The organism is Halodesulfovibrio sp., assembly GCF_015482765.1.
Taxonomy (GTDB): Bacteria; Desulfobacterota; Desulfovibrionia; order Desulfovibrionales; family Desulfovibrionaceae; genus Halodesulfovibrio.
This window is the reverse complement of the sequence record NZ_JADMLB010000016.1, coordinates 25,831-48,972: the sequence shown is the minus strand read 5'-3', so window position 1 is coordinate 48,972 and position 23,142 is coordinate 25,831. Positions and strand designations below refer to the sequence as shown.

Sequence of the window (23,142 nt, the reverse complement as noted above, 5' to 3'; positions counted from 1 at the left end):
TACCACCAGTATTCAAATCTAATGAATGAGTGGTAAGGAGGTCGATTTATTGTTCGTAGAGCTCTTTTTTGAGCCACTTTTTGATTTCGGGTGTAGGTTCAAATAAGCCTTTCAGGTCACCATATTCGGCGAGGAAGGCATTTGCGACACGTGGTGGTAAGGGAACTTCAATTAGGTCAACTGCTGCTTCGGAGTTACGACGTACTAGTCGAACAACAGGTTGATCACCCCAAGTGTCTACTACGAAATAAGTTGAGTAATCGGATTTTGAGCGAACTGGAGGATATTCTGCACGCCAGTCGTTATTCCCCCACTCAAGGTACATTGTTACAGCATGTTCGGGGCTCATGTTCCAATCAATCTGTAAATCGCTGAATTGTGAAAGGTTGCTCATATTTCCTCCAATATAATCAAACGCTATATTATCCTGTCCTGTGTAAATTGGCGGGAAGAACTGCCACACTCTCCCCGCCATATTCTGCCTGTGAAGGTAAGGAATGCTTTTTCGTTGTGTTGAGTTAATAGTAACCATTACCATTTAAGAGTCAAGCGAAAAAATAGGAAAAAATGTGACTGGCTAAAGTGTTGAAGAGTTATTTGTATCTTTTCAGGTAGATAGGAAATTAGTCGACTGAAAGTTTTTGTTTTTCAGCCTAGTAAGATTGTGAAGAGGGAAGGTGGATAATTAGCCCCTGATCATGCAGGGTTGCGTGAGTCGTGCTAAATTATAAAATAATGCACTTTTCGATTTTGCTGCGCTAAGTAGGAATTACAAATAATCCGTACGTTGGCAGGATGCGAAATTTCATGATGTTATTTGCAACGTGCTTTTTTAAAAGGAAGAAAGAGTCGTGTGCGTTTATTCATGACTTTTGTTTTAACGTAAAAAGTTCTGGTAAGTTTTCTTACGAAAGTTAATGGCATTCCTGTCTGGCAGGCTGACTGTTCAGCTTGTCAGTACGTAAGATTTTGTGATGCAGCATTGTTCGAGTTGTAGTCTGCTGACCCGTTCTCCTCTGCCTGTTACTGCTTGCATGACATACTAATGAAGTATTCCGGCCTGTTCTACCGGGTCGGACGATTCCGATACAGCGTTATCGGTCTTGGTGTGGTATTGGGTACATGATGGAGATGCACGGATCAGTACAAACTGAATGGTCAAACAGTTTTAATTACTTGACCTGGTATTGGTTTTATGTGTTTATAGCGTCGCTGGAGAAGTCCTCTATCTCTACAGATGTAGCTTTGTGGGTCGAAGCGCATCACACGTAGGTCGAGGCAATGAGTACGCTCCACCGTGAGAGGTGGCCATCATGCTGATTGCTGAATCCTGTAGAGTCCAACGGAGGTTGTCATGAGACCAGTGAAATTCGCAAAACCTGAACTGTTTGCAGATCATTTTTTTGAAACTGCTGAAGAGTTAGGTGTAAAGTTCACCCAGTCAGGTAATATTATTACCAATGGTGGAAAGAACATTTCCAAGGGCAAAGTTGCCGCCATTTATCGCCGCTATGGTGATGAATGTCATGTTTGCCCAAGCTGTGAATTTAAAAGTGACTCTGTAGGACTTAAGCACTTTCGGATGATCGCAGAGAAGGCTTTGGGCTAGAATCTTCTCTTCGACTATGTAACTTTGTAGCATGACTGGTGCCCGTCGCTGCCCCCGCAGCGGCGGGCTTTTCATTGCTTTTCAAACGGTTTTCGGCTTGAAATTGTTGAAGAAGTATGTCTATTGGTACAACCAATTTTGCATAATGGTTGTACTCGAAAAACAATGTGCAGAAAAAACATAAAATAGTTTTTTCTGTGTAATATATTGAAAACAAAGAGTTATCTTTGTTTTTTTTTATGTTTTTTGTGTCCGGTGTGAAAAAAAGACTACAGATATTTTTCAGAGTTATGGACGGAGAAATTTTGGCTGTGTAGGTTGAGCTTACTTGTTGTGGCAACTTATACGGCAAGTCTCTTCCTTTGTTTAAGGAAATTGTGTTGTCTTTGATGTTTCTGAGTCTTAGGGGTCTTGGAACATCGCCTTTTAAAAAATGACCGGCATCATTTTTTAAAAGTTAAGATCTGTTGGTAGTGCTTCAGGTCGTGGGAGAGATTTCTGGCGAATTATTCTCCCTACCCATGCAGACTCGTCTGCACACCGATATGGCAATCGGTTGAAAAAAATCGGCGCTTCACAGTGGTATGTGAAACGCCGTTTTTTTTGGTCTACCGTACGCAAATTTTGAAAATAAAAAAGGCGACAGAAACGTTTCTGTCGCCTTTTGTGTATATAACTCACAGAGAGTTATGCTGTTGTGTACATGTTAGATTTTTTTAATCTCAGAGTACCAGCTGCCTGCTTTTTCGAGCAGGTCATTGATGCGTGCAACCATTGCATGAGGGTCTTTTAAGTAGCCTTCAAGCAGCAGGGACGATTCGAATAACTGTTCTACAGTTTCGTTTACCAGTGCATCATCTTTGTCAGATTTGTAGATGCGAAGCAGGTTGCGGATGATCGGATGATCTGCATTCAGTTCCAGAACTTTTTTCGGAATAGATTCATCCTGATTCATCATGCGCATGATTTTTTCCATGGATGATGTAGCACCGTCAGGGCTGCTGAGAACTGCTGGAGAGCCTGAGAGACGTTCGGATAAACGAACATCAGTAACTTTGTCACCAAGCAGGTCTTTGATGTGTGCAATAAGATCGCTGAGAGTTGCTGTTTCTTCTTCAGAAAGTTCTTCAGCTTTTTCTTTTTTCACAACGTCATCAAATTCTTTCAATTTTTCAGGATCAACAGTTTCTGCAGCAACAAGTTCAAATTCATCAAACTTGCCAAGGTTGTCCATCACGAACTCGTCAACAGGTTCGTAGAGGAAGAGTACTTCTAAGCCCTTGCGGGTGAAGATTTCAAGATGTGGATTAAGCTTTGCTGCTTCGCGGCTTGTTGCAGAAATGTAGTAAATAGATTTCTGACCTTCTTTAGCACGCTCAATATATTCTTCAAAAGAGGTAAGCTCTTCTGCTGTTTCATGTGTAGAGGTGTTGAAGCGAAGAAGTTTAGCAAAGCGGTCACGGTTTGCGTAGTCGCTGTATCCTAAGCGGAAGACTTTTCCATGAACATTCCAGAATTCTCTGTATGCATCAGCGTCATTTTTCGCCATACGTTCCAGATGGGAGAGAATCTGCTTGGTCACAGTCTGATTGATCTTACGGATGAGTACGTTTTCCTGAAGTGTTTCTCGGGAAATATTAAGCGGAAGATCTTCAGTATCGACAACACCTTTTACGAAAGAAAGGTAATCTGGAAGCAGGTCTTTGCATTCGCGCTGGATAAGAACACGGCGTACATAAAGGTCAAGACCGTAATCGTCACGACCGATGCTGCTTAAATCGCGTCCGAAGGTCGGGATAAAAGCAAGGCTTGTGAACTGTACAGGTGCATCTACTGCGCTGTGTACGGTTGCGATAGGATCTTTATCATCAAAGGTGAGGTAGTTGTAGAACTCTTTGTACTGCTCTTTGGAAATTGAGCTTTTAGGCTCGCGCCAAAGTGCAGGAGTGGTGTTCTGGTGCTCACCGTCGAGATAAATCGGGAACGGGATGAAGCTTGAATGCTGTTTGAGAGCTGTTTCTAAACGGAATTTTTCGAGAAATTCTGCTGCATCATCTTTAACATTGATAACAATGACTGTGCCGCGCTCAGGAGCGTCTTCGGCAGGAGTGATTTCAAAAGAGCCAAGACCGTCAGATTTCCAAGTAAACCCTTCGGAACCCGGTTTGTAGTTACGGGTTGTAACGGAAACATCTTCTGAGATCATAAAGACTGAGTAGAACCCTACACCGAAACGACCGATAATGTTGCTTGCAGCGTCCTTGCTTTCAGCAAGTTCGGCAAGGAAGCGCTCTGAACCTGAGCTGGCGATGGTGCCAAGGTTGTCTACGAGATCTTCTTTGGTCATACCGATACCAGTATCGGTAACGGTGATAGTTTTTGCGTCTTTATCAATAGCAATATTGATAGAAGGTTCCAGTTCGGCAGCCGCAATCTCTTCACCTTTAGCCTCTGCGAAGCGTAGTTTGTCGAGAGCGTCGGATGCGTTAGATACGAGTTCACGAAGGAAGATTTCGCGGTTGGTGTACAGTGAGTGAGTAATAATATGCAGAAGTTTTCTAACTTCAGTTTTAAATTCATATGATTGTGACATACGAAAAGGCTCCTATGAGTTTTCATAAAAGTTTGAAACAAAAATACAACGGGATAATAAATCCGAATTTTCTAAGGTCAAGGCTTCCATATGAAAATCTCTAGAACAATGGCGTTTTGTTTTTGTTTACACAATTTCAATTCGACGAAGACATTATTCCTAGATATAGTTAGTACTGGTACGTAAGTCTCGGTGGTTTCAACTTTAGTCTTGAAACAGGTCACGTGAGATAAGTGGTAGGTTGGGGGCATTAGTATCTTCTACCATGTCATTATTGAGTATTAAAGGAGTAACGATGAGCAAGCAGACTGCGGGAACCGGTGTGAAGCCGGTGACCTCATTAGACATTCGCCAGAGTAAGGGGGTTCGAAAACTTACTATGCTGACAGCATATGATTATTCGTCTGCAACGCTTGTTGATGAATGTGATATCGATATGATTCTCGTAGGGGATTCATTAGGTATGGTCATGCTTGGGCGTGATGATACGATTAGCGTAACAATGGATGAAATGGTGCACCATACGAAAGCGGTTGTACGCGGAGCAACACGATCGCTTGTGGTGGCTGATATGCCTTTCATGTCCTACGAAACAGGGGTGGAAGATGCCATGCGCAGTGCCGCCAGACTGTTTCAAGAAGGCGGAGCGCGTGCTGTAAAATTGGAAGGTGGACATACTGTGCTGCCGCAAGTGAAAGCGCTTGTGGATGCAGGGATTCCTGTTGTTGGCCATATTGGTTTGACCCCGCAGCGGGTTGCGAGCCTTGGCGGTTTTAAAGTGCAGGGAAAGACTGCTGAAGCGGCAACGGTTCTTGTTGAAGAGGCCAAGGCGTTAGAAGAAGCTGGAGCTTTTTGTATTGTTCTGGAAGCTATTCCGGCACCAATTGCAGCGCGTATTACTCAGGAAGTTTCCGTGCCGACTATCGGAATCGGTGCAGGGAGCGACTGTGACGGGCAAGTGTTAGTTTTTCATGATTTATTAGGCTTGTTCGACAGGTTTGTTCCGAAGTTTGTAAAGCAGTATGCAAATCTTAGAGAGACTGCGGCAGCGGCTATCAGTGATTACAAGCGGGAAGTAGAAGATGGAAGTTTTCCCGCACCTGAACACGCGTTTGGTATGTCTGAGCAGGAAAAAGAAAAGTTTGAAAAGTAGCAGAACAAGGTGGAAGCATACGATGCTGTTGGTGCTTATGCGTTGATATGCGTGCTATGCGCTGATGTTGCTTGCCAATCTTTTTGAATAATATGTTTGATAAATGAAAGGCTGCCCTTATGCAGGGCAGCCTTATTTTTTGATAGTATAAGCAAGGATGGTGCAGCGAGTTAGTACCGCGGTTGATATTCAAGAAATTCAACTAAAGCATTTCCAGAATATTCCTGACAGTTATTACCGAAGCATTCGGAAGCTGACAGTACTGTGCCTGTGAGTGTTTTGTTTGGCTTCACGTCGCGAATAAGCAACAAACGGCTGGATGTTTCTGGCTGTACCAGTGATTTAAAGGAATAGAGAACAAGCCAGTCATTGCTTTCTGTATTATCCCAATCCAACACCGCAAGCAGAGAGATGTTTTCCTGACTGAATTCGCTGGTTATGAGTAACTCTGTCCCGTTATGAGTGGCGGTTTGTCCTGCAGAAGGCATAGCAGAATAGGTAGTGCCGTCTACTGGTAAGTCATGTTGGCTTCCTGTCCATAAAAAGTTCAGCGATAGATTGTTGTAGATAATGTGACTGAACTGTTCTGGACGGATACCGTTACGCGCAGGTTGGTCAGGAGTGTAATACGCAAGCTCTGCGGGGAGTTTCTTTTTAAGTGTGGCCGGAAGAGGCTTGATTGCTGAGAAGTATCGGGAAGAAATTATGGTTGCCGGTTCAGTAAAGAACCCTGAGTTTCGAAAACAGCCAGTACTGAGCAGTAAGCCAAGCGCACAGAGAGCGCAGAGAGGGGCAATACGTCGGAGCATAGCGTTCCTCTTTACTCGGCAGATTTACATTTGAAACGGATACGTAATCTTCCGTCTTCAAAATCGTAAGAGTTTATTATGAATTCACCGATCTCGGATGTGTTTTGGACATGTTCACCAATACACGGACAACTGTCATAGTCGCCAACATGTACGATGCGGATCGTTGTAATATCGTCGGATGGAAGGCGTGAAAGGTTGTAGCGTTCCTGTGCAGTCTCAATAGGAAGAATCTCTTCAGTAATTTCAAGATTGCGCTGTAGCTGTTCATTTACTGTGGATTGCAACGCAATCGCTTCATACTCAGTTAGCGGGCGATCGAAGTGATAGTCACATTTTGATTTTTTTGTATTGATATGAGCAGAGTAGCATCTTTCACAGCCGAACATGCTGACCATGGTGCCGTTTAGGATATGTTCAGCAGTGTGCATATGGGGAACGTAGCTTTTTGCCATGATGACTTTCCTGTTGAGTCGTGTGCAGGTGTATTTTGCACAACGTGTATTTTATTCATGTAAAAAAGCCGCAGAGTGTGCGGCTTTTCGTATTTTCTAGAGGCTTGCTTGAGCATCCATGGTGCTAGCAAGATCGAGCAGCCTGTCTTGGATTGTCATCATAACCTCTTTGGGGTTTGAGAGGTCTTTGCTTCTGCGGAAGACCCATGATGCAATGTACAGGTTTGTTTCGTCGTCCTGATCCTTAGTCCATTTGTACTTACGGATCATTTTTGCAAGGGAAGCTTTGTACGCTTCACGGTCGCGAATAGCTTTTTCGTATGCTTCGCCCTGAGCTTTCATCTTTGCTTCAGCTGCATCTGTGACAGATGGAGTCGCATTCATATCTTTTGAAACTTGATAGTCATGCAGAGCAGACTGGAATTTTTGGTTTGCTGTCAGCACATCCCGTTCAGCCTGAAGCCAGACTGCAACGTCTGCCATGGCAGAGTTTATTTTTGCACAGCTTTTAATAACGCCGGCAGTGGCTCGAAGTTGCTTTGCCGTCAGTTTGTAAAAGGTGGCTCGTTCTTCAGAAGAAAGGGTACGCTCAGCACCGTCAAAATAGCGTGTAGCTTCGTCGATGTCTGTATTGATTGTTTCAATAAAGCGTTCTTTGTAGAGTGCGTATAAGGCATTGATCATAGTAGGGCGTAATGCATACTGCATTACAGAGCGTCTACCCACCGCCAGATCATCTCCACTCCATGAAAGGCCGGTCATTTCGATTCCGTAATGAACGTTTATGACTTTGGCATCTAACAGCAGTTTTGATTCACCTGTTGCTGCAGGGTGGCTACCTTTAGGATGGTAGGCATTAACCAGCAGGTGTGAGAGATCGGTAATGAACGTAGGACGGACAACTGTATCTTCAGTTACTTTCTTATGAAGAGGCGCAACAGCTACGTTTTCCGTTTTGCCTGTTTCGTCTACTTTAAGTTCTTCTGTGTTTTCGGTTGTCGCAACGGTGTCAGAACTGTTTGTCGTGTCCTGATTAGCGGTATTTGTGCGAAGCGGGATACGAACCTGTGTGGTTACATCGCCGCTTGGTTCTACGACTTGTTCTGTCTCAACAATTTCGGGTTCAAATGTCCAGAGACCTGTGAGAACTATTGCAAATATAACAAGCGCGACCCAGATAGCCCGTTTAAGATTAGTCGAATTTTTCTTTGGCGCTTCAGTATTGGACATGATGCCCCCCTTGGGAATCATTATTTAGTTAACCCCGAAAAGCGTTCACCCTGATTTATGATGATATGAGAGTACAATGATTGTATGACAGGTGTCCAAACACCAGACAAAGTCTGATGTATTCAGCTTTGGTAGCATTTAGGTTTCACGTTGTGAAGCTTATTCTTCGTGTTGTCTTGTTGTTGCTCTTTTGTAACGTACTGAATTTAAAGTTTTCAGTGTTCAAAGTAGCATAGTCGATCTTTTGCCTCTCGGGACTGTTTGACAGTGTTGTTTGTGGTATTTTTGCTGCATGGGTAGCAGATATGTAGCAGAGGTTAGTCGCGTGTTGGTATAGGTGCAGGCTGTGTCTTGGATGGGGTGCGGGCGATGATGATTACGGCACTGATTACCATGGCACCTCCAATATACGCCGAGGCAGTAAGTTGTTCATTCCACCACAGTACAGCAAGGCCGGCTGCAACAACTGGTTCAACATTTGCGATAATTGCTGCCCGCGTTGCTTCCAAGCGTCGGAGGCCGGCGCAGTAAGCATAGTAGGCCAGGTAAGTACAAAGAAATGCCAAAGCGACAACAACAGCCAATTTTATTGGAGAATACGCGGTGAATGTTACCCAAGGCAATAGTGCAAGTGCTCCTGCCGGGAGACACCATGCGTACAGTGTTGCAGGCTGATAGTTTTTAAGAAAAGTTTTTCCGAATATATAATGGAGAGAATAGGTGAATCCGGAAAGCAGACCAAAGAGGATGCCGGTAAGCGGTAGGGATACTTCTCCTGTTTGTCCACTGAAACAAACGAGACCGGTGCCGGTAAGGGCTATTGAGAGAGCAATAATTTTTCCGGTGGAAAGTTCTTCTTTAAAAAGGATGCGGGAGAATACAGCAACCCAGATAGGGGCAGTATAAAGAAGAATAGCTGAAACGGCAGCTCCTGCATGTTTAATCGCAATTTGGTATGAACCGAAGAATAATGAGATGCCGAGTACGCCAAAAAGAAGAAAAACGGGAATGTCAGCTTTTTTTACTGCAAGAGTTTTGTGTTTTGCCGAGTGCAAAATGAAAAATACAGCCCCAAGTGACGCACGCCAGAAGGCCAGCTCATGCGGTGTAACTCCTTCCTGCAATCCGTATTTTGAAATAGGGCCGAGTAGTCCCCATAATGTTGCTGCGGCGAGTATTTGTAAGTATCCAATATATTTATCCATGCGTTTCTCCTGCGGCATATTTGTAGCATGGAATCCTTTGTTCAGTAAGCGGTTTTGTCGTAGCCGCATAACGTGTTCAATTGATTTATTTAATTTCTTGTGTGAGAAGGATGAATACAGTCTGGTGGATTCGTACTACGGTATAATCTGTATTTGATAAGAACTGGTGTCACCTCTGCTGAGTTACTATAGGGTCATTGAGGTTATGAGAATCTGTACGGCAAGTTTTTGGTTTAGTATCTTTTTATTGTTGGTTCCCTCCACGTTAGTGGCTGATTCATCATGCTACTGGGATAGCACAAGGATTCAGTTTAGCGGTGACAGGATTCAGCAAGCATTGTGTTTGACGCCAAAGATACGGGCTAGCGGCGTTGTTGAAAAAGTAGAAGGTGGACTACCTTCCACGTTTGATGAACTTGTCGGGCGTGAGTTTGACTTTTCCCGCGAGGCTGTTGAGTCGTACGCTGCACGGCATGGATTAAGAGATGATGAGGTTGGCGGTGCGTTGAATTTGCGGGTGTCAAAAGCACACGGGAATACAGCACTCTATTTTGTACTGCATGATTCGAATGGGCCTGACTTCGGCAACCACTCCTTTACTCCGGACATTAATGTGTCTCCACGCATTAATAATTTGCGTCAGTTTGGACGACGTTGGCATGTCCTGATAGGGCGTAACGGAAGTTCCGCAACACTCATAGATTTTTTTCAGCCGCTGCGTTCGTCATATTTTGAAGCACGGGAAGCCGGTGCAAAAGCAAAAGGGCGTTTTTTACATGTTGGATTGTTGTTGCCGATACGATCTGTGGAGAATGGGGCTGAATCGAAGTTTGGTGGAGTAATTCCAGATCCTGCCTATACTCGGGATCAATATCGGCGTTTGGCGCAGGTGTATGTCATTGCATCAAGCAGGGCGGGGCGGTGGTTAATTCCCGCTTATGCTTCTCAATTGAACCAGTATGGGCGTGCTCCTGTTTTTATAGGAGGGCCTAAAGGGTTCGACTTAACTCAATGGGCAAAAGCATTGAGAAGTGTTTATAGAGAAATATACTCTAATCGGTAGAGAGAAATGGCTTTACAGCGCTGTTATGAGTTGCACAATAATGCAGCATCATAACAGCGCTTTTTTTATGTGATATTCGTTAATCAGACTGCATTGTGATGAAATTACATTGTGTATATGTAGTATTTAACTTTTGTAGTGTTGTTTTCTCTATTATTCCAAAGTGTGATAAATGAATATATTCCTTATTTACTAGTTTATTTGTGCGATAATAAGAAAAACAAACTATCTTTTTTTGTTTTTGCAGTTAAGTATAGAAAAACGATACAAATAGAGGCGCGTAAGAAAGAGAAATATAGAATATAGTGTGTCGTATTGGACGTATGGTACACAGACTGTTCTGATTTTTATGTGGGCTATAAAGAGACATGCAGTTTACAAAATTCCTATGAATGTGCAGGTGAAAAAATTTGAGGGGAACAGCCTCCGGACTCTCCATACTTTGGTGTCGTGACGAGACGGATACCAACATATCAGGGGGCTGAATGAGTCGGGCAAGTATCCGACGCAGTTGAGGGCAACGTGTGCGGTATGACCACATACACGGGGCGGCTCTGCTAGTAGCAGGGTCGCCTTTGCTGTGCGTAACCGAACGTATACGACAATGTAATTGAAGTATGTATTGCAAGAGGTTACTAGGGTGCTATGAGTCTGATTACTGTAGAAAGAAAATCTTCGTCCACCTTGCGCCTTGTTCCTTCAGCAGAGCAACAGACTGCTGTGGGTGCGCTTGTAGGGTGCGCACTTTGTCTTGGTTTTATCGGGGCATTAATGAACGGCATCACGCTGGTGCGATTCGCAGTATTGTATCTTTGTCTCATTTTTATGACTGTCGGTATGATTCTGCGAAGGCAGCAACGGATTATTGAGGTCAGTTTACCCGATAAATGCATTTACTTTTTAGGACGGCGAAAAGCAGATGTATATGCAATTCCTTTTGGTATGATTGCCGCTCTTCGGTTGACTCGGCGGAATGCTCAAGGGGATCTGGTTCCTCCGGACTTTGAACCTCACGATAACAGTCGCGGCAGCTATCCTTATCATTTGGATATGGTGCTCAGGACATCCGGATACGAAACACTCGATCGGTCAGTTCTGGGGCCGGATCTTGCGGCAACAGCATTAAAACTTGCCGAAGTAACTGGTTTTGCCATCGAAGATCATGCAAACATAGGCTTTTCACGAGCAGCAAAAAGTGAGTACGCTCCTGTGGTTGCCGAGGTTGATGAACGAGTGCCGACAGGGTCTGTTTTGCAGGCATATTCAAAAAATGGACAAAAAGGCTTTTACTGGTCGTTGTCTCCGGGCAGGCTATATATTGCGTTAATGATGTTCGCCACAGCAGGGCTTTTGTATGGTGGCGGATATGGAATATGGGAGGCAGCTGCTGGAGAAGGCAATTTTATTGCAGGTGGAATACTACTTTTTGTCTGCGGCTTTTTTGCCTACATGATATTGTGGCGGATTGTCAGAGCTGCGGCGGGCAAAGGCTTTATTGTGTGGGATGACCAGACCGTTAGGTTCGGTGCGTCAATTTTCGGGAAAGAATACTCCTCTGTTATGTTGGAACGACGTGACTTAAAGACAGCACGTATAGCTGTTCCTCGTCCGGGAAAGGGACGGGTTGAGCTTGTTCAGACTTCAGGTGCAGTGTTTAAAGCGTTGAAAGTGGCTTCCCCCCTCGCTCCCTTAACAACTGGTGATTTACATTGGCTTAGCCGATATCTTCGAAAGCAATTTTCAATTACAGAAAATTCATAACAGTATTGGATCATATGATCTGTTCTGCAAAATTGCTTGTAAAAGGCAACGCTCTTAGATAGGTAACTAGGTACGAAGCACCTGTTTTTGCATAGCGTCTCACGTAGTTTTTATGCAGTGGGCGCAGTTTATTTAATCCAACCCTGAGAGGTCTCACAATGGCGAATCCTTCAGAACATATTCTGTATAGCGGTGGTGCACGAGGCACGGAAGCATACTTTGGTGAACTTGCAGAAAAGTACGGGCTTCAAGAAGTTAACTATAGCTTTGATGGTCATAAATTAGAGCGCAGCAGAGGGTTGCGTGTTTTGACTGCTGATGAGCTGGAACTCAAAGATGTAAGCCTTACGTATGTATCCCGCTTAATGAGCCGTTCATACTCTGTAGCGCCGTTGTTCCGTAAAGTACTTCAGTCGATTTGCTGGCAGGTATCCAGTGGACATGAAGTGTACGTTGTTGGTGTTATTCAGGATGACAACACCGTTAAAGGTGGTACCGGTTGGGGGGCAGAGTTTGCAAAAATTTGTAACAAGCCTCTGTATGTATTCGGGCAGGCTAAAAATGCTTGGTTCCGTTGGGAAAAGAATGAGTGGATTGAGGTGGAGACGCCGACTATTTCTCATCGCCATTTTACTGCTACCGGTACTCGTTTTCTGGAAGAGAACGGTAAAAAGGCAATTAACGAGCTCTTTGAAAAATCCTTTGGATAGAGAAAAGAATGCAAAATTCTGCGGGAGCTTATGCTCCCGCTTTTTTTATGGCTATGTAACTGCATAGTCTGAAAGGAAAACATTGTGTACGAAGATGACCAGAGCAGAGCAGGGGCGATAGCTGCTGTTTGCGCGTTTGTTTTTTGGGGAATGGCGCCCGTTTACTGGAAGCAGGTGGGACATGTGCCTGCGTTTGAAGTGTTATGCCATAGAATTTTATGGTCATTGTTTTTTGTAGGAATATTGTTGAGTGTTCGTTCCGGCTGGGCAACATTTAAAGCTATTTTTTCTTCAAAAAGGACAATGTTACTCCTTACGATGAGCGGACTCCTTGTCGGCGGGAACTGGGGACTATATATTTGGGCTGTTAATCACGATATGGTGTTACAGACGAGCCTTGGGTATTACATTACACCGCTTGTAAGTATGATGCTTGGTGTTGTCGTATTTAAAGATAAAATACGCCCGATTCAGCTTTGTGCAGTGTTTCTGGCTGTAGCCGGAGTAGGAACGCAGCTGATTATGGTTGGTGAACTGCCATGGGTTTCTCTTGTGCTGGCAATATCTTTCGGCCTGTACGGGCTGTTACGCAAATTGGCAAATGTAGAGTCCATTGCAGGACTTATGTTTGAAACAGTTCTTTTGATTCCGTTTGTGTTGTTTTATCTTGGCAGTCTTGAGTTGCAGGGGACTGCTTCGTTCCTGCATATTGACCGCTTAACAGATATGTATCTTGTGGGAGCGGGGATTATTACATCACTTCCGCTTATGTGGTTTGCATTTGCTGCCTGCCGGTTACGACTGACGACTCTTGGACTTATACAGTATATAGCACCGAGTTTGGCGTTTTTGCAGGGAGTTTTCCTGTTTAACGAGCAGTTTTCAATGGGACACTTATTTTCTTTCATGTTTATCTGGAGTGCTCTTGCTCTTTATTCCGGTGAGGGCTGGTTGCAGCGTTCCAGAAAGTATTTACATGCTGAAGAAGTGTAGAACGCTCTACCGCATTTGTTTGATTTTGAGAGGCCGCAATTCCTGTACAAGGGAGCTGCGGCTTTTTTTATATCAACAGTCGGCAGTTGATTCTCAATGAGATGTTCGGCTATAGAGTGAAGTGTATAGGTGGAGGTTAGTAGAATGAAACTTGGGGATAGTATGTTTTACGATAAGATGACCATAAACGGGATGACTGTTCCGAACCGTCTTGTCCGTTCTGCAACTTGGGAAGGTCTTGCCTCAGCAGAGGGCTTTGTGACTCCGGCTCTTGAAAAGGCCATGCTCGACCTTGTAGACGGTGGTGTCGGGCTTATTATCACAGGCCACATGTTTGTTGCAGAGCAGGGGCGAGCAAGTGAGCGTCAGCTGGCAATTTGCAGTGATGAATATATCAACGGTTTGCGCAGCATGGTAAAGAGAGTTCACGAAAAAGGCGGGGTTATAGTTGCACAGTTGGCTCATGCCGGTGGACATGCCGCACAGGGGATGACAGGAATGCCGGCAGTGGGGCCAAGCCCTTTTGTGCGCAGGGATGGTGAGCTTTGTCAGGAAATGACGGAAGAAGATATTGATGGGATGGTGTATGCTTTCGAGCAGGCTGCTTCCAGAGCAGTTGCGGCGGGGTTTGATGGTGTTCAAATCCATGCTGCACACGGATATGGCTTGAGCCAGTTTTTATCTCCTCACGTTAATAAACGGACTGATATGTACGGTGGCTCTTTTGAAAACCGTATCCGTCCGCTTGTCAGGGTGTATGAAGGTATTCGTCGCGCAGTAGGTGATCATTATCCTGTTACGATGAAAATTAACTGTGAGGACTATGTCGATGGCGGGCTTCAGCTGGAAGATAGTGTAAGTATTATTAAGGGACTTTCTTTGCTGGGGCTTGATGCTGTTGAAATTAGCGGCGGATTGCTTACAAGCGGTCCGGCAACGTCTTCTGTCCGTGTCGGGCGTTTTGACACTCCGGCAAAGGAGGCGTGGTATCGTGAGGCTGCAAAAGCAGTTCGAGAGCATACCAAGATTCCTGTAATGCTTGTTGGCGGGCTTCGGAGCTTTAGTGTCGGTGAAGGATTGCTGGCTGAGGGGCTTATCGATTTTGTTTCTATGAGCAGACCATTATTACGAGAGCCTGCTCTTCTTTACCGCTGGGCAGCAGGTGATTTGCGAAAGGCAGAGTGTATAAGCTGCAATAAATGTTTTACGGTTTTGATTAAAAATGAGGGATATTTTTGCCCTGTTGCACAGCAGCAGGCTGATGACAAGAAGTCTTCATCATAAATAGATTGAGGTACGATGGAAAATTTCGTACTTCTAACAGCGTGTTGTACTTGCAAAGTAGCGCAATTGGGGACAGATGATGTATCGTGTCCGACTTTGCATACAGCAGGAGTAAGTTGAGGTGCTCATTGGCAGAATGATCACATTACTCCGTTTGCCCTGCTGCACAGCATGCTAGAAAGGAGAAGGAAATGAAAATTCTTGCAATTGATAAAGTAATGCCGGATGCCACACCGGATAAAGTTAAAGAAACCTTTATGGATGAGGTGAATTATACAGTAAAGATGTATCTTGCTGACGTGGTTCGCGAAATGTATTTTCGTCAGGATCGTTCCGGTACAATCTTGATGCTGGAAGCACCTTCTTTGGAAGAGGCTCGTGGCCTTATTAATAAAATGCCGATGGTGCAGGCTGGTTTGATTGATTATGAATTGATCCCCGTGGGACCGTTTGTGCCGCTCGCATTGTTGTTGGATGAAGAAACTCCAACTCAATAATCTTTTTATGTTATGTAAATAGATAGTTGAAGCTAATTAGAAACGCTCTGAAGAGATTCAGAGCGTTTTTTTTGTGTGGTCAAAAAAGGTTATGCTACGTCCGGTAATTGGACATAATTTCTTCCATGAGATTTTGCGCTGTATAAAGCTAAGTCTGCTCGTTCCAGTAACGATTCAATAGAGGTGTCATGTCCATTGGAAAGCGAACAGCCGATGCTCACTGTGTGGTAAATAGGAGCCAGATTCGTCAGAAGGGGAGTCTGTTCAATATGTTTTCGTATACGTTCACCCAGCCTCAGTAGAGTTTCCGGTGTTGCATCTAGTACCATGATCAAAAACTCTTCTCCGCCAATACGATAAAAAGAGTCAGTAGACCTTAGACAGCCGGAAACTTGCTCTGCAAAATGTTTTAATAAGGCGTCACCTGTTGTGTGCCCGTATGTGTCATTCACTGCCTTGAAGTGGTCTATGTCCAACATCAGAAGTCCTAATGACGGGTTGCTGTTTTTGAGATCTAAAAACTCGTTAGGTGTGATTGTGTGCAGTGCTCTGCGGTTGAAAATTCCGGTGAGAGGATCTTCTATTGCCTGACGGGCAAGCTTTGAATGGAGCTCTTCTACTATCAGCATTAACAAGCCTAATGTTGTGATTAACAGAGATGCACTTGTCCAAAGAACATAGGCGCTGGTTGTCCACCCTGTTGTATAGTACATGTTATAACTTTGCGTGAGTAGAATGTTAATTCCACGGAAATTTATGATGACTGCGTTAATGATATTTATTGCGGCAAGCACTTTGGCAGTATCGGAATGGCGGGCGTTTTTAAGCAGTTCATATGCGGTTAAAAAGTTGATTGTTGAATAGTTAATGCCGATTATTAAGACCTTACCCGCAGCAAGTGTTGGATGATCTAGGGTTATAGCTGACGATATTGTAACCAATGCAAAAAGAAATAGACCGCAGCACAAGACAGAAGAAGTGAGCTGACGTTTGAAGAAAATTCGTATGCCGAACCAGAAGAAAACATATCCAGCCGTGGCAGCGATATTAGCTATAAAAGAAGAGAAGAATGGGGGGATGTAGCCCCTGAATGTCATAAGAATTAAACACAATAGGTACGAGGACATAGCAGCCGCCCACCAGAGTACGCCGCGGGTGTTAAATCGGCTGAAGTATAGGCAATAGACCGCAAGTGTAGATATTGCTGCTATAACAGAAAGGGATGCATAAAGTTCACGTATTCCAAGCATAGACGATCCGTAAGGTTGGGATAACTAATCATCAAGCTTGGTTATATGAACACAGGTGAACTATAATTTTGAATTATATTCGGTATAAATTTATAATGTGTGCGAGTAACTCTTCGTAAGTACAGCCTTTTTTTGTTTGTGGAGAGCCAAAAGTGGAAAAGTGATCGCTGCAGTAATGATATATCCTATCATCCAGAGGGTGTGAATCCCTGTTTGCCATCCTGACATGAAGAAAGATTGGTGTTGCGGGGAGATGAGTACTGTCAGGATTCGAATGATTGAGGAGAGAGTTGTCCCTATATTTACTATTCCAAAAACGAGGGCAGGCCGACTTGGGGCGCTAGAGTAAATCAGTGTGTAGCCAATCATCGTACTGAAAGGAAGAACCAAAAGGTTCATAGTAACGATTCTAGCTGCAACATTGAATTTTACTGCGGAAAACCAGTAGAGGAAGTAGATTGCACAGAGAATGCAGGCAAGCATAAGTGCGTAATTTTTCCAATGTATTTGAGCATTGGAATAAAGACGGATTCCGAGCCAGAAAAGCATAAGTCCAAATAAAGAAAGCGTGTTGCCTGCAATTATTGAGATATAAAAGGGAACATATCCTCGAAGTGTCATAAGCATTTGTCCTGTAAAAAGCACAAACATTCCGACTGTCCAGAGTTGTAAGCTTCGAGAAGAGAATTTGGTTGAAATAAAATGAAACAGCACGCATGAAGATATGAGGGTGGATATTGTTAATAATGCGTAGAGTTCTTTTATGGCATACATGATGTAATTGCTTTGTTAAGTGTGTGGCTCTTATTGATAAGCCTACTTGGTTTTTAAAATAGACAGTGCATATGTTGTAATAGTTCAGAATATAGCGTGTGACAACAACACATAAAATAACTATTTACTTATTTAATGAAAAGAAAACGGTCAGCACATTGTTGTGCTGACCGTTTGGTCTGTATCTTTTAGTTTTTTAAAGGAGGAGAAAATTATTACTACATTCCTGCATCTTCTGGGATTTCCTCAGAAGGATATAAGTCTGTAGGGTTTTCAAAACGTGTAAATTGGCCGTTGTACTGAAGCTGAGCTGTACCGACAGAGCCGTTACGCTGTTTGCCGATAATGATTTCTGCAGAGTGTATTTCTGCTCGGTCTTCTTTTTTATTGTATACGGCATCACGGTAAATAAACATGATGACGTCAGCATCCTGCTCAATCGCACCGGATTCACGAAGGTCAGAAAGCATTGGGCGTTTGTCGGCACGCTCTTCAACCTTACGGTTGAGCTGTGAAAGTGCAACAACAGGTATGTTAAGCTCTTTCGCCAATGCTTTGAGGTTTCGAGAAATATCAGAAATTTCAAGTTCACGGGAATCGGTTTTGCGGCTTGAGCGCATGAGCTGCAAGTAGTCTACAACAACCATTCCGATATTTTTTTCTGCTTTCAGACGACGAGTACGAGCTCGTAGATCCAAGGTAGAGAGCGATGGTGTATCGTCAATGTAAATTGGAGCCTTGCCCAGAACGTCAGCTGCGTAATGCAGTCGACCCCAGTCGTCATTATCGATTCCGCGACCTGTTCTCAGTTTGTTCATGTCTACACCGGCAACGGTTGCCAGCATACGCACCATGAGCTGTTCCATACCCATTTCAAGAGAATAGAATACAACAGGGGTGTTACCTTCCAGTGCTGCGTTAACAGCAAGGTTCAGCGTAAACGCCGTTTTACCCATGGAAGGGCGGGCCGCGATAATAATAAGGTCGGTAGGCTGCAAGCCTGCGGTCATTTTGTCGAGGTTATAAAAACCAGTCGTAACACCGGTTACGAGATCTTTACTATCGATACGGATAGAAAGCTGGTCAAACACTCGGTTAATGAGTGTTTTTGAATCAATAAAAGTTTGACCGGAGGTTCGCTCAGAAATTGCGAAAATAGATTGTTCGGATTCATCCAGAAGCTTGTCTACCTCTGTTCCCTGATCGTAGCATTTGCCGATTATGTCTGAACAGGACTCAATAAGGCTTCGCTGGAGGGATTTATCTCGAACAATTTTGGCGTAGTGTTCAGCGTTTGCTGCACTGATGATGGAGTTTACAAGTTCGCCGATGTAAACCGCGCCACCTACTTGTTCCAGAAGGCTTTTATCGCGCAGGTACTGACCGATGGTAACAGGGTCAACGGCAATACTTTGTCTGTGCAGCTCCATCATGGCGCCGAAAAGTATTTTATGGGCAGGGGCATAGAAATCGTCTTCTGTAACGATGTCTACAAGAGTATTGAGCGCATCCGCACGCAAAAAAATACCCCCAAGCACAGCCTGCTCTGCTTCGATGCTGTGGGGGGGAACATTGCGCAGCAATTCGTCCGATACATTTTCAAATGCATCGGAAACCGAACCTTCGCCCTGATGGGCGAAGGTATCGGCATTAAAGCTATTCTGCGGATTCTTCTGCGGATTCCACGGTGGATTCTGCGTCATTTTCTTCTACAGGAGCTTCTTCTTCGATGATGCGGCCTTCAGCATTAACTGCAACCTTAACTTCAGCTACAACACCAGCGTGGAGGCGTACACGTACAGTGTATTCGCCAAGAACGCGGATAGGAGCGTCGAGGAGGATGCGACGACGATCTACTTCGAGATCGAGAGCTGCAAGAGCATCAGCGATGTTGCTTGCGGTAACAGAACCGTAGAGCTTGTCGTTTTCACCAACACGAACTTCGATGATAACTTCAGCTGCTTCCAGTTTTTCTGCCAGAGACTGAGCTTCGCTACGAACTTTTTCCATCTTGTCAGTAAGTTTTTTACGCTCGAGCTCAAAAACTTTCATGTTAGATGCAGTTGCAACCATAGCAAGACCCTGAGGTACGAGGTAGTTACGACCGTAGCCAGCTTTAACTTCTACAATATCGCCAAGAACGCCAAGGTTCTCTACGTCAGCACGGAGAATAAGTTTCATGACCAATCTCCTATAAAGTACTTTTCTTTTTCACTTCACTTGCGTGAGTGGAAGTGAACACGAGAAGTGCCATCTGACGGGAGCGTTTGATCTCACGAGTGAGAGCACGCTGGTGGAAAGCACATGTGCCAGTGATACGACGAGCGATAATTTTACCACGTTCGGTGATAAAATCACGGAGGATGTCCGGACGCTTGTAGTTCAATGGAAGATCTTTATCTGCACAGAAGCGGCAGAATTTACGGCGTGGAGTAAAACGTCTTTTAAAAGCCATCTTATTTTGCCTCCTCAAGCTTAACAGTTACGTACTTGAAGATACCATCTGTAATACGGATGATACGCTCAAGTTCGGCAACAGCGGTGCCAGGAGCTTCAAACTCAAGACGAACGTAGTAGCCGCGCATAAATTTCTGTACTGGGTATGCGAGGTCACGCATGCCCCAGTGGTCAGCTTCGAGTACGTTGCCTTCAACGCGCTCGATAACACCAGTAAGAGTGCTCAGCAATTCTTCGCGAGCATCACTTGCTAACTCTGGGGAGAGAAGCAAAAGTGTTTCGAATTTTCTCATTCCAATCTCCTTATGGACTGTTGGCCCGCCCATCTACAAAAGGGTGAGCAAGGCAGAACGAGGGTTAATAAAGCAGTAGAATGCTTCTGTCAATATAAAACTGTGCATGGAAGATAGCAGACAGGAGTATATTTGTCACCCGATGTGTGTGAGAATTTGTGTTGCTAGCTTTTTTGAAAATCGTGTTTTTAAAAAAGTCTTACAAACTACAGCATTGCATAAAGAAATCTAAAGAGACGTATTTGCGTTGGGACGCGCGACTTTGGTGGGTATATCGCTTATTTTATATGCTTTCCCTGCATGTTAAGCTGTGGTATAGCGTTAATGCTGTTGTACGTAGTCTCATTTTACGTTGTTAAAAAGTTCTAGTTTTCTATCTGAAATCGTTGGGAAAAATGTATGTTATTATCGCTTCGCAAAGCAGTTGTAGTCTTTTTTGTATGTGTCTTCACTATGTTGGCTGTCACGGCCGAGAGTGCAACGCTTACAGCGACAAATGAAGATCAGGAAGCTGTTGAATGGCAGTTGTCCGCACAGAAAGTATCAACGCTTAATGACGCAGAAGTCATTGAAGCAGAAGGGGATGTCGTCCTGAAACAAGGGAAGGACTACCTTAAAGCCGATTTTGCCCGGTATTACGCGGCGACAAACTGGGTCTATTTGTCCGGTAATGTTGAAGTGTTCATGAATAATGATAATTTATCTGCCGAAACTGCCGAGTTTGATCTTGGTAAAAAAATTGGTTGGATGAAAAACGGAAAGGTGTTTGTTGCCGGTCCTCACGTTTACTTTACGGGTGAACGGATTGAAAAAAACTGGGGCGACTCGTACACATTTAATAATGCAAAAATTACCGTATGTGACGGTGACAGACCTGCGTGGTCTTTGGATACATCAGAGGCTACCCTTGAGCTTGAAGGGTATGCAGTCATTAAAGGTGCTGATGTTCAAATTAAAGATGTTCCTGTTTTTGGCGTACCTTATTTTGTTCTTCCGATTAAAACTCGCCGTGAATCAGGTTTCCTTCGTCCCGACTTTGGTAGCACCTCCCGTCTTGGCTTCTGGTTTGCACAGCCTTACTTTTGGGCAATAGACCAAGAACGGGACATGACCTTCTATGCTCAATATATGAGTAAACGTGGTTTCATGCCGGGGGTGGAATTCCGTTCTCGCACTTCTGCTGAAAATCAGGTTTGGATGCGTGCAGACTGGTTGCATGATGCGAAGACTGTAACTACAGAGCAACAAGCCAGCGATTTTGGCTATGACAACCTTTTCCGTACTAACGAGAACCGGTACTGGGCTCGTGGTATGATTAACGGTGAGCTACCGGATCCACGTTGGAAATTTAAAGCCGATATTGATTACGTTTCTGATCAGGATATGCTTAGGGAGTTTAACTCTACTATCGCTGGTTTCGATGATTCTCAGGATGCGTTGGAAGAACGGTTTGGCCGTTCTTTAAATGATCGTAGTGATCCCCTTAGAACTTCTCGCTTGCTTGTAACCCGTGACTGGAACCGTCTTGGTATTGCTTTGCTTGGTGAATACAACCAAAACTCAGCCCTTGGTCATGGTAATGAAAAGCACTCTGAAGATGAAACTTTACAGCGTTTACCTGAATTTAACGCGTACTACTTTAAGAATAGAATTCCGGGACTTGAACAGGTACCATTTACGTTGAATGCAGATTTTCAGTCTGTACAGTTTGCTCGTCGCAAAGGTACAGATGGGAACCGAACAGATATTACACCGGTTCTTGGACTGCCTTTGGTGAGTTCTTACGGAACAATCACTCCAGAAGTGGGTATGCAGCAGATTTGGTATAATACTGCTGAAAAAGAGCCGTTAACCTCTGCTAATGGCGATGACAGCCGTACTTCTCGAACTCTCTTTAAATTTGGTGTGTCCGGCTATACTGAACTGGCAAGAGTCTATTCATACGAGCAGACACTTGCAGCTACAGAAGAAAATGTAGGTGAAGTAGAAACGCTTGGAATTAAACATGCTATTCAGCCACGGTTTGAGTATCGTCATGTCTCCGGTAGTAGCTTAAGTGATACTCCGTACTATGATTATGTTGATAGATTGGGCAATGAAGATGAGCTTACCGTTTCTCTTGTAAATCTTCTTACAAGAAAGCGTGCAGCAGTAATTGCTGGCAATGAAGAAAAGGGTATCGATCCTTCAATTGCTACTACTTACGGAGAATTGCTTTGGTTTAGAATTCTTCAGTCTTATGACTTCGAAGAAAACAAACGTGATGAAGACAAGCTTATTGAAGGTGAACGTTTTGAGCGTCGTCCGTGGAAAGATCTTGAAGGTGAGCTTCGTTTCTACCCTTGGACCAATATTACATTTACCTCTCGTACGTTTTACTCATACTATGATAGCCAGATTAACCGTCATGACCATACGTTGAAGTTAACTGCTCCGACATACGGTGCGTTTAGTACTGGTGTTGATTTCAGAAGTAATCTTGATAAAAACAAAGAATACGCAGGGACAGGTCTTACAGATCTGAATGTTTGGAAAAACCGCTTAACTGTTGAATTCTTTGATCCTATTAATTTTGAAGCATACTACGAATACGATTTTGAGAAAAAAGAAGCTTATGAGCAAAGTTATTCTTTGATTTATAACCATCAATGTTTTAGATTGATTTTCAAAGCAAAGTTTACACCGTTTGATGACAGCTACAAGGTGTATCTGGAATTACCGGGGCTCACTTTCTAAGTGTATAGAAACTTAGCAAAGCGTCCTTCAACTGAAGGACGCTTTTTTTGTGTCCATAGGCATACAACAAATTAGCCAAATGAGTAGTTAGCAGTTGCGTACTGTTAATCATGAGGGTATCACTTCAAAGTTTTGCATACTACAGCTTGGTTACGTTGAATCTTTTGCTTCTCTTTTGCACGAAGGGTAGCTTTTGATATCATCAATAATGAAGCGTGAGGGATGTATGCAAAAGACAGTGTGTTATATATTGGCAATTTGTTGTTTGAT

Annotated in this window: 21 protein-coding genes; 9 read left to right on the top strand and 12 right to left on the bottom strand. The window is 43.9% G+C overall.

The window, feature by feature from the left end; all coding sequences use genetic code 11:
* Positions 1–46: 46 nt before the first annotated feature.
* Positions 47–394 carry a DVU0772 family protein gene (locus QZY95_RS02505; protein WP_290918966.1) on the bottom strand — a complete coding sequence of 116 codons (348 nt, stop codon included), beginning with the start codon at positions 392–394 and terminating at the stop codon, positions 47–49.
* Positions 395–1,354: 960 nt separating this feature from the next.
* Here QZY95_RS02505 and QZY95_RS02500 point away from each other — a divergent pair.
* The gene (locus QZY95_RS02500; RefSeq protein ID WP_290918964.1) at positions 1,355–1,609 is read left to right on the top strand and encodes a hypothetical protein; all 255 of its coding nucleotides are present in this window, start codon (positions 1,355–1,357) and stop codon (positions 1,607–1,609) included.
* Between the two features lie 706 nt (positions 1,610–2,315).
* Here the strand turns inward: QZY95_RS02500 and htpG are convergent.
* Complete coding sequence (htpG, locus tag QZY95_RS02495) at positions 2,316–4,202, bottom strand: molecular chaperone HtpG (RefSeq protein WP_290918962.1); 1,887 nt, start codon at positions 4,200–4,202, stop codon at positions 2,316–2,318.
* A 295-nt stretch (positions 4,203–4,497) separates the two neighbouring features.
* Between htpG and panB the strand changes: the two genes are divergently transcribed.
* On the top strand, positions 4,498–5,355 hold the full coding sequence (gene panB / locus QZY95_RS02490) for a 3-methyl-2-oxobutanoate hydroxymethyltransferase (RefSeq protein WP_290918961.1): 858 nt from the start codon (positions 4,498–4,500) through the stop codon (positions 5,353–5,355).
* Positions 5,356–5,525: 170 nt separating this feature from the next.
* Here the strand turns inward: panB and QZY95_RS02485 are convergent, their stop codons facing one another.
* The 4 genes from QZY95_RS02485 to QZY95_RS02470 form a co-directional block, all read right to left on the bottom strand.
* A complete protein-coding gene (locus QZY95_RS02485) occupies positions 5,526–6,164 on the bottom strand; it encodes a hypothetical protein (protein ID WP_290918959.1) in 639 nt (212 codons plus the stop codon).
* 11 nt (positions 6,165–6,175) lie between these two features.
* The gene (locus QZY95_RS02480) at positions 6,176–6,619 is read right to left on the bottom strand and encodes a hypothetical protein (protein WP_290918957.1); all 444 of its coding nucleotides are present in this window, start codon (positions 6,617–6,619) and stop codon (positions 6,176–6,178) included.
* A gap of 96 nt (positions 6,620–6,715) precedes the next feature.
* Positions 6,716–7,849, bottom strand: a complete 1,134-nt coding sequence (locus QZY95_RS02475; protein ID WP_290918955.1) for a hypothetical protein — start codon at positions 7,847–7,849, stop codon at positions 6,716–6,718.
* 317 nt (positions 7,850–8,166) lie between these two features.
* Positions 8,167–9,054, bottom strand: coding sequence for an EamA family transporter (locus QZY95_RS02470; protein ID WP_290918953.1), 888 nt, complete (start codon positions 9,052–9,054; stop codon positions 8,167–8,169).
* A 343-nt stretch (positions 9,055–9,397) separates the two neighbouring features.
* Between QZY95_RS02470 and QZY95_RS02465 the strand changes: the two genes are divergently transcribed.
* The 6 genes from QZY95_RS02465 (at position 9,398) to QZY95_RS02440 (ending at position 15,362) form a co-directional block, all read left to right on the top strand.
* Positions 9,398–10,117: a hypothetical protein gene (locus tag QZY95_RS02465; RefSeq protein ID WP_290918951.1), complete on the top strand. Its 720-nt coding sequence runs from the start codon at positions 9,398–9,400 to the stop codon at positions 10,115–10,117.
* Positions 10,118–10,762: 645 nt separating this feature from the next.
* Positions 10,763–11,878 (top strand): hypothetical protein, encoded by a 1,116-nt coding sequence (locus tag QZY95_RS02460; protein ID WP_290918948.1) that lies wholly within the window; start codon positions 10,763–10,765, stop codon positions 11,876–11,878.
* A 158-nt stretch (positions 11,879–12,036) separates the two neighbouring features.
* Positions 12,037–12,588, top strand: a complete 552-nt coding sequence (locus QZY95_RS02455) for a hypothetical protein (RefSeq protein WP_290918947.1) — start codon at positions 12,037–12,039, stop codon at positions 12,586–12,588.
* Between the two features lie 84 nt (positions 12,589–12,672).
* Positions 12,673–13,581 (top strand): EamA family transporter RarD, encoded by a 909-nt coding sequence (rarD, locus tag QZY95_RS02450; protein WP_290918945.1) that lies wholly within the window; start codon positions 12,673–12,675, stop codon positions 13,579–13,581.
* Between the two features lie 162 nt (positions 13,582–13,743).
* Positions 13,744–14,865 carry an NADH:flavin oxidoreductase gene (locus tag QZY95_RS02445; RefSeq protein WP_290918943.1) on the top strand — a complete coding sequence of 374 codons (1,122 nt, stop codon included), beginning with the start codon at positions 13,744–13,746 and terminating at the stop codon, positions 14,863–14,865.
* A 191-nt stretch (positions 14,866–15,056) separates the two neighbouring features.
* Complete coding sequence (locus QZY95_RS02440; protein ID WP_290918941.1) at positions 15,057–15,362, top strand: hypothetical protein; 306 nt, start codon at positions 15,057–15,059, stop codon at positions 15,360–15,362.
* A gap of 89 nt (positions 15,363–15,451) precedes the next feature.
* Here QZY95_RS02440 and QZY95_RS02435 read toward each other — a convergent pair whose 3' ends face one another.
* From QZY95_RS02435 to rpsF, 6 genes are all read right to left on the bottom strand, one after another.
* A complete protein-coding gene (locus tag QZY95_RS02435) occupies positions 15,452–16,612 on the bottom strand; it encodes a GGDEF domain-containing protein (protein ID WP_290918939.1) in 1,161 nt (386 codons plus the stop codon).
* 90 nt (positions 16,613–16,702) lie between these two features.
* Complete coding sequence (locus tag QZY95_RS02430; RefSeq protein WP_290918937.1) at positions 16,703–17,233, bottom strand: hypothetical protein; 531 nt, start codon at positions 17,231–17,233, stop codon at positions 16,703–16,705.
* Positions 17,234–17,604: 371 nt separating this feature from the next.
* Complete coding sequence (gene dnaB, locus QZY95_RS02425) at positions 17,605–19,089, bottom strand: replicative DNA helicase (protein ID WP_290918935.1); 1,485 nt, start codon at positions 19,087–19,089, stop codon at positions 17,605–17,607.
* A complete protein-coding gene (gene rplI / locus QZY95_RS02420; protein ID WP_290918933.1) occupies positions 19,043–19,567 on the bottom strand; it encodes a 50S ribosomal protein L9 in 525 nt (174 codons plus the stop codon). Before rplI ends, dnaB begins: the two co-directional genes overlap by 47 nt.
* 10 nt (positions 19,568–19,577) lie before the next feature.
* A complete protein-coding gene (gene rpsR, locus QZY95_RS02415; RefSeq protein ID WP_019999353.1) occupies positions 19,578–19,841 on the bottom strand; it encodes a 30S ribosomal protein S18 in 264 nt (87 codons plus the stop codon).
* 1 nt (position 19,842) lies between these two features.
* Positions 19,843–20,136 (bottom strand): 30S ribosomal protein S6, encoded by a 294-nt coding sequence (rpsF, locus tag QZY95_RS02410; protein ID WP_019999352.1) that lies wholly within the window; start codon positions 20,134–20,136, stop codon positions 19,843–19,845.
* A gap of 399 nt (positions 20,137–20,535) precedes the next feature.
* Between rpsF and lptD the strand changes: the two genes are divergently transcribed.
* Entirely contained in the window at positions 20,536–22,872 is a 2,337-nt protein-coding gene (lptD, locus tag QZY95_RS02405; RefSeq protein WP_290918927.1) for an LPS assembly protein LptD, read from the top strand.
* Positions 22,873–23,142: the final 270 nt, after the last annotated feature.

Bases quoted from the DNA above. Each gene is read 5' to 3' on its own strand.
- QZY95_RS02505 (WP_290918966.1), bottom strand. From the start codon at position 394: ATGAGCAACCTTTCACAATTCAGCGATTTACAGATTGATTGGAACATG.
- QZY95_RS02500 (WP_290918964.1), top strand. From the start codon at position 1,355: ATGAGACCAGTGAAATTCGCAAAACCTGAACTGTTTGCAGATCATTTT.
- htpG (WP_290918962.1), bottom strand. From the start codon at position 4,202: ATGTCACAATCATATGAATTTAAAACTGAAGTTAGAAAACTTCTGCAT.
- panB (WP_290918961.1), top strand. From the start codon at position 4,498: ATGAGCAAGCAGACTGCGGGAACCGGTGTGAAGCCGGTGACCTCATTA.
- QZY95_RS02485 (WP_290918959.1), bottom strand. From the start codon at position 6,164: ATGCTCCGACGTATTGCCCCTCTCTGCGCTCTCTGTGCGCTTGGCTTA.
- QZY95_RS02480 (WP_290918957.1), bottom strand. From the start codon at position 6,619: ATGGCAAAAAGCTACGTTCCCCATATGCACACTGCTGAACATATCCTA.
- QZY95_RS02475 (WP_290918955.1), bottom strand. From the start codon at position 7,849: ATGTCCAATACTGAAGCGCCAAAGAAAAATTCGACTAATCTTAAACGG.
- QZY95_RS02470 (WP_290918953.1), bottom strand. From the start codon at position 9,054: ATGGATAAATATATTGGATACTTACAAATACTCGCCGCAGCAACATTA.
- QZY95_RS02460 (WP_290918948.1), top strand. From the start codon at position 10,763: ATGAGTCTGATTACTGTAGAAAGAAAATCTTCGTCCACCTTGCGCCTT.
- QZY95_RS02455 (WP_290918947.1), top strand. From the start codon at position 12,037: ATGGCGAATCCTTCAGAACATATTCTGTATAGCGGTGGTGCACGAGGC.
- QZY95_RS02445 (WP_290918943.1), top strand. From the start codon at position 13,744: ATGTTTTACGATAAGATGACCATAAACGGGATGACTGTTCCGAACCGT.
- QZY95_RS02440 (WP_290918941.1), top strand. From the start codon at position 15,057: ATGAAAATTCTTGCAATTGATAAAGTAATGCCGGATGCCACACCGGAT.
- QZY95_RS02435 (WP_290918939.1), bottom strand. From the start codon at position 16,612: ATGCTTGGAATACGTGAACTTTATGCATCCCTTTCTGTTATAGCAGCA.
- QZY95_RS02430 (WP_290918937.1), bottom strand. From the start codon at position 17,233: ATGACACTTCGAGGATATGTTCCCTTTTATATCTCAATAATTGCAGGC.
- dnaB (WP_290918935.1), bottom strand. From the start codon at position 19,089: ATGACGCAGAATCCACCGTGGAATCCGCAGAAGAATCCGCAGAATAGC.
- rplI (WP_290918933.1), bottom strand. From the start codon at position 19,567: ATGAAACTTATTCTCCGTGCTGACGTAGAGAACCTTGGCGTTCTTGGC.
- rpsR (WP_019999353.1), bottom strand. From the start codon at position 19,841: ATGGCTTTTAAAAGACGTTTTACTCCACGCCGTAAATTCTGCCGCTTC.
- rpsF (WP_019999352.1), bottom strand. From the start codon at position 20,136: ATGAGAAAATTCGAAACACTTTTGCTTCTCTCCCCAGAGTTAGCAAGT.
- lptD (WP_290918927.1), top strand. From the start codon at position 20,536: ATGTTATTATCGCTTCGCAAAGCAGTTGTAGTCTTTTTTGTATGTGTC.